At 49.0% G+C, this 12,415-nt stretch carries 11 protein-coding genes; all 11 read left to right on the forward strand.

Annotated elements, in window-relative coordinates; translation table 11 throughout:
- Position 1 precedes the first annotated feature (1 nt).
- The 11 genes from ymfI (at position 2) to ACYUJT_RS05315 (ending at position 12,319) form a co-directional block, all read left to right on the forward strand.
- Positions 2-769 carry an elongation factor P 5-aminopentanone reductase gene (gene ymfI, locus ACYUJT_RS05265; RefSeq protein ID WP_460319311.1) on the forward strand — a complete coding sequence of 256 codons (768 nt, stop codon included), beginning with the start codon at positions 2-4 and terminating at the stop codon, positions 767-769.
- 146 nt (positions 770-915) lie between these two features.
- On the forward strand, positions 916-1,170 hold the full coding sequence (locus tag ACYUJT_RS05270; RefSeq protein WP_460319313.1) for a DUF3243 domain-containing protein: 255 nt from the start codon (positions 916-918) through the stop codon (positions 1,168-1,170).
- A 419-nt stretch (positions 1,171-1,589) separates the two neighbouring features.
- The gene (locus tag ACYUJT_RS05275; RefSeq protein ID WP_460319315.1) at positions 1,590-2,600 is read left to right on the forward strand and encodes a RodZ domain-containing protein; all 1,011 of its coding nucleotides are present in this window, start codon (positions 1,590-1,592) and stop codon (positions 2,598-2,600) included.
- 265 nt (positions 2,601-2,865) lie between these two features.
- Positions 2,866-3,357 carry a YajQ family cyclic di-GMP-binding protein gene (locus tag ACYUJT_RS05280; RefSeq protein WP_460319316.1) on the forward strand — a complete coding sequence of 164 codons (492 nt, stop codon included), beginning with the start codon at positions 2,866-2,868 and terminating at the stop codon, positions 3,355-3,357.
- Between the two features lie 139 nt (positions 3,358-3,496).
- Positions 3,497-4,825, forward strand: coding sequence for a 30S ribosomal protein S12 methylthiotransferase RimO (gene rimO, locus ACYUJT_RS05285; RefSeq protein WP_460319318.1), 1,329 nt, complete (start codon positions 3,497-3,499; stop codon positions 4,823-4,825).
- The gene (gene pgsA / locus ACYUJT_RS05290) at positions 4,822-5,409 is read left to right on the forward strand and encodes a CDP-diacylglycerol--glycerol-3-phosphate 3-phosphatidyltransferase (protein ID WP_460319319.1); all 588 of its coding nucleotides are present in this window, start codon (positions 4,822-4,824) and stop codon (positions 5,407-5,409) included. Before rimO ends, pgsA begins: the two co-directional genes overlap by 4 nt.
- Positions 5,410-5,521: 112 nt before the next feature.
- Positions 5,522-6,784 carry a competence/damage-inducible protein A gene (locus tag ACYUJT_RS05295; RefSeq protein WP_460319321.1) on the forward strand — a complete coding sequence of 421 codons (1,263 nt, stop codon included), beginning with the start codon at positions 5,522-5,524 and terminating at the stop codon, positions 6,782-6,784.
- A gap of 817 nt (positions 6,785-7,601) precedes the next feature.
- Positions 7,602-8,660 (forward strand): recombinase RecA, encoded by a 1,059-nt coding sequence (recA, locus tag ACYUJT_RS05300; protein WP_460319323.1) that lies wholly within the window; start codon positions 7,602-7,604, stop codon positions 8,658-8,660.
- Between the two features lie 128 nt (positions 8,661-8,788).
- Entirely contained in the window at positions 8,789-9,616 is an 828-nt protein-coding gene (locus ACYUJT_RS05305) for a regulatory protein RecX (RefSeq protein WP_460319324.1), read from the forward strand.
- A 279-nt stretch (positions 9,617-9,895) separates the two neighbouring features.
- Entirely contained in the window at positions 9,896-11,437 is a 1,542-nt protein-coding gene (gene rny, locus ACYUJT_RS05310) for a ribonuclease Y (RefSeq protein ID WP_460319325.1), read from the forward strand.
- 87 nt (positions 11,438-11,524) lie between these two features.
- The gene (locus tag ACYUJT_RS05315) at positions 11,525-12,319 is read left to right on the forward strand and encodes a TIGR00282 family metallophosphoesterase (RefSeq protein ID WP_460319780.1); all 795 of its coding nucleotides are present in this window, start codon (positions 11,525-11,527) and stop codon (positions 12,317-12,319) included.
- Positions 12,320-12,415 lie beyond the last annotated feature (96 nt).

The raw sequence follows: 12,415 nt of genomic DNA on the forward strand, positions 1-12,415 counted from the left end.
GATGAACAGTCGTCATGGGATAGATAAAAGCATTGGGGAAATGACTGTGCTTATTACGGGGGCGAGCCGGGGCATCGGTGCCGATATCGCCCTCCGTTTTGCCGCGGTCGGAATGAATATTGTCATTCATTATAGGAAATCACATGAAGCCGCAAACGAAGTGGCCAGGAAATGTCTGGAGCTCGGGGCAAAGGTATATACTGTCAATGCAGATCTTGGAAGCCGGGAAGAGATTTGCCGGATGAAGGAGAAGCTGGAGGGGCGAGGACTTAAGCCGGATATTTTGGTGAACAACGCTGGGATTTCCCACTATGCTCTGCTTTCAGATGTATCGGAAGAGCAGTGGGATGAAGTGATGGATATCAATTTGAAAAGCGTGTTTTTATGCAGTCAGGCATTCATGCCCTATATGATTAATCAACGGTTCGGTCGTATTATCAACGTTTCCTCCGTGTGGGGAATTTCCGGGGGAGCTTGCGAAGCCGTATATTCGGCGGCCAAGGGGGGCGTAAACGCCTTTACAAAGGCTCTTGCTAAAGAGCTGGCACCTTCCGGCGTTACGGTTAATGCGGTCGCTCCAGGAGCCGTTAAAACGGACATGATGGAACGCTTTGCCGCTGAGGAGATTCGTATGCTGGAGGAGGAAATCCCTGCAGGAAGATTGGCTTCCCCAGAGGAAATCGCTTCTTTGGTGTATTTCCTTGCGCTTCCCGAATCCGGTTATATTACAGGACAAATCATTAGTCCTAATGGCGGCTGGCTGACCTAATGCCGAGGCGGCCAAGCTAATTTCTACTGTTAAGGTAAGGAATGGCGGAGCTGTTTTGCCGGGTCCCACGAATAAATAAGCCGAATAAATCGCATATTACGACTGTTGATTTTAAATCTCACGTTCAAACGAAGGAGGATTTAAACATGTCAACAGTACTCAAAAATTTCGATACCTGGAAACAATTTTTGGGTGAACGCGTCAAACATGCGGAAAGATCAGGTCTCAGCGAAGAGACCATCTCTCACCTTGCCTACGAAATCGGCAGCTTCTTGGATGACAAGGTCGATCCACAAAACGCTTCAAACCGCGCCCTGAAAGAGCTGTGGGATGTCGGAAATGAAGAAGAACGTAAGACCATTGCCCGGCTGATGGTGAAGTTGGCTAAGGAAAACGCATAGTTTGGCGAAAGGTAAAGCTCCCTGTCATGGGGAGCTTTTCTACCATTTTATGCAGGTGCTTGCCTTTCGAAAAATTTTTATATATCATAAAACACGTATTGTTATTGTTCGCTTTCATTCTGCAAACTTTTCACTTCTCTGTAAATGAATGCAGGAATTATGGCCTATATTGTCGAATGAGTGTTTGTTAAGGGGTTTGACGATGAATACATAAATTCGTAGGTCTTTTTGAGTACGATGGTAAAAGATGGCGTTACTGGTCGTCTTTTTTTGGTGAAATAGTACACAAGATTAATGACCGGCCGTTAAGCGTAACATTTCCACCGAGAAATACGTTATTGTAATCGGAAGGTTACTTTCATTTTAAATTGTATTTTTAAATTAAAATATAATTCTATTTCAATTATTTGCAGGAGGTGATGGACGTGTCGAATTTGGGCCAGCAATTGAAGGAAGCCCGCCTTGCCAGAGGCTTGTCACTGGATGATGTGCAGGATTTGACAAAAATTCGCAAAAGATACTTAGAAGCCATCGAGGCGGGAGATTATAAAGTGTTGCCGGGGAGTTTTTATGTGCGGGCCTTTATAAAGACATACGCTGAAACGGTTGGAGTAAATGCGGATGAGCTGCTGAACGAGCATCGTCAGGACGTGCCTGCCCCTCAGGTGGAGCAGACGATGGAGCCCGTGCTGCAGAAGCGCCGCAGCAGACAGACATCTGAGCGTAATTCGAAGTGGATGTCGACAGCGCTGATGTGGTCTTTTGCTATTCTGATTTTGATCGTCATTTATATGTATTTTGCAGTTTGGGGCAAGGATCCGGCTGCGGACAAGAACAATGAGACCGATCCGACAAAATTAACCCAATCGGAGAATCCTCTGAAGCAAGGCGACAAAGGCCAGGACGGAGCTTCTAGCGGGGAGACGCAGGGGGCTAATGATGCGAACCAGCAGACGGGTGCCGGCAATGTTCCTGCGGGTACCGATGGGAATCAGACGGATACCGGCACACCGGACGGCGCGGAGAACGGTTCGAATAATGGCGCGGACACAGGTTCGAGCGGAGATGTCGTGGTTCAGCCGGACGGCAAGAGCGGAAGCACGACGAATTTCAAAGTCATTAATCCTGGCGGACAGCCGGTGCAGGTCGTGATCAATGCTACCGGCAAGAGCTGGGTCGAGGTGTATAAGGGCGGCAAAGACGGCGAGAAGCTGTATTTTGACAATACATCCAATGGAGATGTACTGACGTATGAGTTGGGTCCTGAAGGCATGTACATCAAATCCGGGGCTTCCTCGCACACGAAGATTACCGTTGCGGGTCAGGTCGTGGAGGACGGCAAGAATACTTCCAAGATTCAGCTTAACATGGATACGACCGATGCTGGAGCGAACGCTGATACAGGAAGCGTTGATACAAGCGCAGAATAAGAGCGGCAAGCTTCGGGATGCTGCTTGGTATTTTGGATATGTTCAGAACTCCTACTCGTCGAGCGAATTCGAATTGAATCCCCGGAATATAGGAAATCACAAGCGTTCTTCGAGCTGGTTTGTTCGAGGAACGTTTTTTTTGTGCGAAAGCGCTCCTGGGAGTGATTTATTCACTAGCCAATGCGGCTTTCTGCGAGGTTGGACTTTGCCCATGGGATTACATATAATTAATAGATATAAGCAAATTAGGAAAGGGCGGAGAGTTATGGCTTCTGAAAGCGCATTTGATATCGTCTCCAAGATGGACATGCAGGAACTTACGAATGCGATCGACCAGACAGAGCGGGAAATCGCAAATCGTTTCGACTTCAAAGGGAGCAAGAGCGAGCTTAAAGTCGAGAAAGACGATTTGGTTATTGTCTCGGACGATGAGTACAAGCTTGGAGCAGTCATCGATATTTTGCAATCAAAAATGATCAAGAGAGGACTGCCGATCAAAAACCTGGATTATGGCAAAGTGGAGCCAGCTTCTCTTGGCACCGTACGCCAGCGCATTAAGCTGAAGCAGGGCATCGATTCGGAGAACGCGAAGAAAATCAATGTCATGATCCGCGACTCTAAACTGAAAGTGAAGAGCCAAATTCAAGGTGATCAAATCCGCGTTACCGGTAAGAGCAAAGATGATTTGCAGCAGGTGATGCAGATGCTGCGCAAAGGTGATTTATCCCTGGATTTGCAATTTACCAACTTCAAATAATAGCGAAAAAAGTCGGTCTTTTGCTGCGCGGCTCGCGCGGTGAGAGACCTTTACACTTTTTTGACATGGTATGTTCGTAAAGCTTATACTTGTAGGGAAAAACGGGTATATCGGTTAATTTCAATGGGGGACACTGCATATGACGGAAAAAGTGAAAATCGTGACGCTTGGTTGCGAGAAGAATCTGGTTGACTCTGAAATTATGTCAGGCCTGATCGATCAAAGGGGCTATCGCCTCGTAGAGGACCGGGAAGAGGCTACGGTCATTATCGTAAATACCTGCGGTTTTATTGATGCTGCCAAGGAAGAATCCGTGAATACAATTTTGGATTTGGCAGATTTGAAACAGACGGGAAACCTGAAGGCGCTTATCGTGTCCGGTTGCCTTACGCAGCGTTATAAGCAAGTTCTAATGGATGAAATGCCGGAGATCGACGGTATCGTTGGAACCGGGGATTTCTATAATATTAATCAGATTGTCGATGAGGCGCTTAAGGGCAAAAAACCGGTTCAAGTCGGAAATCCGGTGTTTAATTATGAGGAGGTACTCCCTCGCAAAGTATCGACAGCCAAGTACACTACATACGTTAAAATAGCAGAGGGCTGCGATAACAATTGCACGTTTTGCAGCATTCCAATCATGCGCGGAAATTTCCGAAGCCGTTCCATCGAATCGATCGTAGCCGAGGTTAAGCTAATGGCTTCGCAAGGGGTGAAAGAGATTAGTCTGATCGCCCAGGATTCCACCAATTACGGGACTGACCTCTATGGAGAATTTAAGCTGGCCGAGCTGATGAATAGGGTCACAGAGGTTGCAGGCATTGAGTGGGTAAGGCTCCATTATGCTTACCCGGGCTTTTTCACCGATGAGCTGATCGAAATGATTGCGACGAATCCTAAGATTTGCAAATATGTCGATATGCCGCTGCAGCATAGTGAGGATGCGGTACTTAAACGGATGCGCCGTCCGGGACGCAATCGCGACATCCGGGAGCTGATCACAAAAATTCGTTCCCGGATACCGAACGTCTCGCTTCGCACTTCCCTGATCGTCGGGTTCCCGGGCGAAACGGAGGAGGATTTCGAAAGCTTGTGCGGTTTCGTACGGGAGATCAAATTTGATCGATTGGGCGTATTTAACTATTCGAAGGAAGAGGATACCCCTGCCTCAAGGCTGCCGGATCAAGTGGCTGATGAGGTAAAAGAGTGGCGCGCTAACACGCTGATGGAAATTCAGCGCGAGGTTTCTAACGAGAATGCTGGTAAATTCGTCGGAGAAGTTCTGGACGTGCTGGTGGAACGCTATGACGGCCGCAGCGACGTTTATATCGGGCGTTCACAGTATGATGCGCCGGAAATCGATGGTGAAGTATACGTAACGAATTGTCCTGTAGGCATTGGGGAAATGGCCAAGGTGCGCATTACACATGCTTACGAATATGACATGTCCGGGGAGGGTGTCCTTTGAATTTACCCAATCGCATAACAATTAGCCGAATTTTTATGATCCCGGTCATGCTGGTCTTTTTGCTGGTGGACTTTGAGTGGTGGTCCTATGAACTGTCGTTTGGCGGTTATATACTGCCAGTAAACCAGTTGATTGGGGCGATCTTGTTTATCGTGGCTGCCAGTACGGACGGCATTGACGGATATATTGCCCGCAAGCATAATTTGGTGACCAACCTAGGTAAGCTGCTTGATCCGCTGGCAGATAAATTACTGGTGGCCGCAGTGCTGGTGGCGCTGGTTGCCATGGGTGAGATCCAAGCGATCATTGCGATCGTCATCATAAGCCGCGAGTTTGCCGTGACTGGGTTGCGGGAAATTGCATTGCTGGAAGGGTCGGTCATCGCCGCCAGTAAGTGGGGAAAAGCGAAGACCATCGCTCAGGTGATTGCGATCTCCGTGCTTCTACTGAACAATTTTCCGTTCGAGTGGCTCCATTTTCCCTTCGATGAAATCGCGATTTGGGTTGCTACGCTGATTACGATTTATTCCGGCATCGACTATTTTGTGAAAAACAAAAATTTGCTTTCATTATCTAAAAGCTGATCAGGGGACGAACTATTTAAATCAAATACTTAGCTATTTAGCCATGCGAATGCTGGTTGAAGTCAAAATGAGACTGCCTTATTTTGCTGATGGAAGGAGACGTGGGAGAGATATGAAAGCAGAAATTATCGCTGTAGGTACCGAGCTTCTACTCGGACAAATCGTGAACACGAATGCGCAATTTTTATCTCAGGAGTTAGCGTCTCTCGGCATCGACGTGTATTTCCAAACGGTTGTAGGCGACAACATGGACCGTCTGCGCCAAGCGATTCAAACCGCCGAGTCGAGGGCGGATGTGCTTATTTTCTCAGGCGGCATCGGTCCGACGCAGGACGATTTGACCAAGGAGGCGCTAGCTTCTGTGTTAGGCAGAGGCCTGCATTATGACCGGATGGCGATGGATAATATCGACCGGTTCTTTCAGGGGCGTAATATTCCCATGACCGAGAATAACCGGCGCCAAGCGCATGCCATTGACGGCTGCACGCCGCTGCCGAATGAGACAGGCCTGGCCGTAGGGAACGCTATTGCACATAACGGGAAGTTCTATATCGTATTGCCAGGACCCCCGAAAGAATTGATGCCGATGTTTCGAAATCAGGCGACAACATGGATTATGCAGCATGTATTGACCCATGAGCAGCCAATTTATTCGAAGATGCTAAAGTTTGCCGGGATCGGCGAATCGGCATTGGAGACCCGGGTTCTCGATCTGATCGAGAAGCAAAGTGATCCGACCGTAGCGCCTTACGCGAAGGAGAGCGAGGTTACGCTGCGGATTACGACAAAGGCGAATACAGAAAGCGAAGCGATGGCCAAGCTGGAAGTGTTAGAGAAGGAAATCAGCTCGCGGCTCGGCGATCATCTGTACGCTACCGGAGATATACCGATTGAGAAGACGATCGTGGACTTGCTGACAGAGCTGAATTTAACCGTAAGCTGTGCTGAAAGCTGCACCGGCGGCTTGCTTATGGAGACTATAACCTCTATCCCAGGCAGCGCTGCCGTCTTCCATGGCGGAATCGTTTGCTATTCTAATGAAATGAAGGAGAAACTGCTCAACGTTCCGCATGACATGCTGGAGGGGGACAATGCTCCTGGCGCTGTCAGCGCCGAGACCGCAAAAGTGCTTGCCGAGCAGGTGCGTATGATTGTCGACACAGATTTCGGTCTGGCTATTACCGGCGTGGCCGGTCCGGGCTATTCCGAGCGCAAGCCGGTGGGCCTCGTATACATCGCCATTTCCCGCCGCGGACAGGATACGGCCGTTCTTGAGCTGAACCTGAAGGGCAATCGGGAAACGATCCGGATTCGCTCTGCCAAGACGATACTTTATCACCTTTGGAAACAGCTTAAGGAAATCGCTGATCGCTGATCATGCATAGCTGCCTGTATTTGCATTTGCAAAATAAATAAGCTTCGAGTTATAATGAAATTACGGAAGAACCGTAGCCTAACTTTTTTGTTGCGCTGCGGTTCTTTTTTTTGTTGAACCGCTATGGCCATGGCTGGTTGATGTTGGTGTTAAAGCTTTGTTGGTATTTATCCCTTTGTTGTCATTGCTGTCACCAAAAGTAAGTGAATCCCGAAGGGAGAGCGCCGCCGAGCAGGAAGTAGAAGGCGCCGGCGCCAATCGTACCTCTCTAGTCGGTTAGCTCATCTAGAGCACCCATAAAAGAATGTTTAAGCTCTGCACCAGAGTAAGCGAATCCCAAAGGGAGAGCACCCTGCAAGCAGGAAGTAGAAGGTAAACGCACCACATTAACTCCCTCCACCATTATGCAGGAGCGCCAAGCCAGGAGCGGACCCGAAGGGTGGCAAGCGGCTCATTCCAGCAAAACTCACCCGGGTGCTCGACCATATTTCCTTGAGCAGGGTGTTTCCAGGTAACCCGGGTGAACCCAAAGTAAGACGTACCCGAAGGGGGAAAAGCGATCCTCGCGCCAAAAGTAAAGCGCTCCCCGCAGGGGACAGCGGGCAGGAGCGCCTCTGCAACTCCTACGTTCCTCCAATTTGCCGGAGTCCCGAGGGCTGCAAGCCCTGCGGGGGCCCTCCCTTACGGTAAGGGAGGGTTTGGGAGGGTTGAGACCCGAATATATGTTCGAAAAAATGCTTGGCAAACGTTCCAAAACAAGGTACAATTATTAATGTAAAGTCCTACATTTAATCAATTTGATAAGGATGTGAGCTAATTGTCAGATCGTCGTGCAGCGCTGGATATGGCGCTTCGTCAAATAGAAAAGCAATTCGGTAAAGGTTCGATTATGAAGTTGGGCGAATCCACTCATATGCAGGTGGAAATTGTTCCCAGTGGTTCAATAGCATTAGATATAGCTCTTGGTACAGGCGGATTGCCGCGTGGCCGGATTATCGAAGTATACGGTCCTGAATCCTCTGGTAAGACGACAGTGGCGCTTCATGCCATTGCCGAAGTTCAGAAAATCGGCGGACAAGCCGCGTTCATCGATGCGGAGCATGCACTGGATCCATCTTATGCCAGTAAGCTCGGTGTAAATATCGATGAGCTTCTACTCTCCCAGCCGGACACTGGGGAGCAGGCGCTTGAAATTGCGGAAGCACTCGTAAGAAGCGGCGCTGTCGATATTATCGTTATCGACTCTGTTGCGGCGCTTGTTCCGAAAGCGGAAATTGAAGGCGAAATGGGCGACTCGCATGTAGGCTTGCAGGCACGATTGATGTCTCAAGCGCTCCGCAAACTGTCAGGAGCGATCAGCAAGTCGAAGACGATTGCGATCTTCATTAACCAATTGCGCGAGAAAGTCGGCGTGATGTTCGGTAATCCGGAGACGACGCCTGGCGGACGGGCTCTGAAGTTCTACTCCACCATTCGTCTTGATGTGCGCCGCATAGAGACGATCAAGATGGGGAATGACATGGTTGGTAACCGTACCCGGGTCAAAGTCGTCAAGAACAAGGTGGCTCCTCCGTTCAAGCAGGCGGAGATCGACATTATGTATGGTGAAGGCATTTCTAGAGAAGGCAGTATTATCGATATCGGCGTAGAGCTTGATATTGTCGATAAGAGCGGAGCCTGGTATTCATACTCTGGCGAGCGCTTGGGTCAAGGCCGCGAAAACGCGAAGCAATTTTTGAAGGAGAATACCCAAATTGCGAACGCCATTGAATTGAAAATTCGCGAAGCCAGTCAATTGTCCACGGACGTTCCTTCGGCTTCTGCAAGTGAGCTGGCGGAAGAAGCGAAAGAAGAGCAGGCGCTTTTCGAAGAATAATAACTTAGCAATGAATAGGCGCTCTGTAGTCTGGCGAAGCCAGGACAGAGCGTTTTTATTTTGGAAGCGTACCATGATATAACTATGAAAACAGAATTTGCAGAAATGAGGCAAGGGGGGGCGGCTTGATGAATGAAGGATACGGCAAGCGCAGGACACAGCAGCCTTCCGTGAAAGCCGGAAGGCGGTTGCAGGAACCTCAGGGAATAGTTGATATTTCTGAAGAGCGTTTTTGGGGGAATACTACGAAGGAATCTCCCGCCGAGGAGTCAAGTTTTGATGATTTTCCGGAGGACGGCGAATTGGAAATTACGATGGTGGAGGCCCTTAAGCGGCCAAAGTTCCGTTACCGGATTCATTTTGGTTCTTATTCGATCGAAGTTCATGAAGATGTGATGATTAAATATCGGATGATCAAAGGCTCGGCATTTACCAAGTCGGATTTGGAAGAGATTATCGCGGCAGACGAACGGCAGAGAAGCTACGGGGACGCTCTTGTGTATTTGAGCCGCAAGCCGCGTACAGCTTACGAAATAGCCCTTCGCCTCGGGGAGAAGGGATGGAGCGAGGAGACGGTAGGCGACGTTATTCACCGGCTTAAGCAGGAGCGGCTTATAGATGATGCCGTATACGCCCAGCAATGGGCCCAGCAGCGCGTTGGGAGCAGAGGCAAGGGAAAACTATGGGTTCGACACGAACTGCGTCAGAAAGGCATTGCCAAGCCTTTGATTGAAGAGGCGCTTGGTGAAGTCAGCGAAGAAGACGAATATAATAGCGCTTTACAGCTGGGATCGAAGAAATGGAAGACCGCCACAGGCGAATTCATGGACAGAAAACGCAAGACTGGAGCTTTTCTAATGCGCAGAGGCTACTCGGGTGGACTAGTTTCCAAAGTAATCCGCGAGTTGGCCCGGCAGGACGGCCAGAATAATGCGGAGGGATGGGAAGAAGAATAGCCCGCCGCAGGGGCGGCTGTCATTTGCTTGACAATATCTTTCGTCAAATAATAAAATGTCTATATGCACAGAGTCCTTTTTTCCTTCCAAAATTATGACTCTGTACACATTCTATTCGCCAATCATGAAGGCTTACATTTTAGCTCAGGAATTAAAGTGAGCGGCCTACCTGAATCGGCCTGTATTCGATTCTTAGAAATGATGATGAATTGAGGAAGTTAACTACAACTGCAAGTATCCCAAGGAATGCCTTGGAGGAATCAACGGGGAGGTGAACAGATGAACTATGGAGTCTGGATCGCTCTCGTTGCAGCCGCTTTATTCTTTGGGTTCGTGATCGGGTATTTTATTCGCAAATCTCTTGCAGAAGCTAAAATTTCCAGTGCGGAACATGCTGCGGGCCAAATTTTGGAAAACGCAAAGAAAGAAGCAGAAGCACTGAAGAAAGAAACAGTCCTGGAAGCTAAGGACGAGGTCCATAAAGTCCGGACTGAAGCTGATAAAGACATTCGTGAACGTCGGAACGAAATACAACGGCAGGAAAGACGATTGTTGCAAAAGGAAGAGTCGCTGGATAAAAAATTAGAATCGCTTGAACGAAAAGAAGAGCAGGTGGCAGGCAAAGAGAAGCGAATTGAAGAAACTCAGCAGCAAATTGATCAGATTTATAAGACTCAGGTTCAGGAATTGGAACGTATCTCCAACTTGACGATGGAGGATGCCAGAATCATTATTCTGAACAATGTAGAGCAGGAAGTTCGTCATGAAACGGCGCAGCTGATCAAGGACATTGAGCAGCAGGCGAAAGAGGAAGCCGATAAGAAATCGCGTGAAATCATTACGCTGGCTATTCAACGGTGTGCAGCCGATCATGTTGCGGAGACGACCGTATCTGTTGTAGCATTGCCGAATGAAGAGATGAAGGGACGGATCATAGGCCGCGAAGGGCGCAATATCCGCGCGCTTGAGACGTTGACTGGGATCGATCTTATTATTGACGATACGCCGGAGGCCGTCATCTTGTCAGGCTTTGATCCGATTCGTCGGGAGATCGCCCGTACCGCACTGGAGAAACTTGTGGCGGATGGACGGATTCACCCGGCGCGAATCGAAGAGATGGTCGAGAAATCGCGTCGTGAGGTGGATGAACGGATACGCGAATACGGTGAACAAGCTACCTTTGAGGTTGGCGTTCATGCGCTTCATCCGGATCTGATCAAAATTTTGGGACGCCTTAAATTCCGGACAAGCTACGGTCAGAATGTGCTGAAGCACTCGATGGAAGTTGCTTACTTGGCTGGCCTTATGGCAGGCGAATTAGGCGAAGACATCGTTCTGGCCAAGCGGGCGGGACTGCTGCATGATATTGGTAAAGCGCTTGATCATGAAGTGGAAGGATCGCATGTCGAGATCGGCGTAGAATTGGCTAAGAAATACAAAGAGCATCCGGTGGTTATCAATAGTATCGCATCCCACCATGGTGACTGCGAGGCTACATCGGTGATCGCCATGCTGGTTGGCGCGGCTGATGCCTTATCGGCAGCAAGACCTGGCGCTCGTCGTGAAACGCTGGAAACATATATCCGGCGCCTCGAGAAGCTTGAAGAAATTTCGGAATCGTTCGAAGGCGTGGAGAAATCCTATGCTATCCAAGCTGGCCGTGAGGTTCGCGTCATGGTACAGCCTGACAAAATCGACGATGCTGAAGCATTCCGACTGGCTAGAGACATCACGAAGACGATTGAGAATGAACTGGATTATCCGGGGCATATCAAGGTTACCGTCATTCGCGAGACGCGGGCGGTTGAATACGCAAAGTAAAGCCAATGCTGAGAAAGTGGCCCTTATGGGGCCGCTTTTTCTCATTGCTTATGAAATACAACCATTGAGTTTAGGGAGGAACCTGTCATTAAGGTCTTATTTATTGGAGATATTGTTGGAAGCACGGGCCGCAGAGCGTTGAAGGAGACGCTCCCGCATTTGAAATCCAAATATAGCCCGCATGTCATTATTGCGAACGGAGAAAACGCGGCCGGAGGAAGAGGCATCACGTCGGCGATTGCCAAAGATTTTTTTGAGCTCGGGATACACGGCCTAACGATGGGGAACCATACATGGGATAATAAAGAAATCTTTGAATTCATTGACGATGAACCACGAATGATCCGTCCGGCTAACTTTCCGCCAGGAACGCCAGGCAGCGGATATACCGTAATCAAAGCGAATGGCAAAGAGCTCGCGATTGTCAATTTAATGGGACGCACTTTTCTTCCCGCCATTGATGATCCATTTAGAGCAGCCGACGAAATTATAGGGAAACTGGCCAAAAAACATAAATGCATTCTTGTCGATTTTCATGCCGAGGCGACTTCAGAGAAAATCGCGATGGGCTGGCACCTGGATGGGAGGGCATCCCTCGTTGTAGGTACGCATACGCATGTACAAAGCAACGATGATACGATATTGCCGCTAGGCACGGCCTACTTGACTGATGCAGGCATGGTAGGCTCACGGGAAGGCGTACTGGGCATGGAGAGGGAAGCGGTGCTGCGGAAGTTTACGACGCAGTTGCCGGTACGCTTTCAAGTGTGCGAAGGGAAGTGGCATTTTCATGCCGTAGTGGTGGATATTGACGAGTCAACGGGACATGCCAAGAAAATTCAAAAAATTCGCTTGTTGGAAGATGAGTGGGTAATGGAGTAAAAAAACGGCAAGAAGCACCGAAAATTGGCCGCGGAACAGGAGCTATGGTAAAAAGCAGGAATTTTTTCACTTCTAACGAATATCTTCTAAGTAGTG

It is taken from the genome of Paenibacillus sp. YSY-4.3 (genome assembly GCF_054767475.1).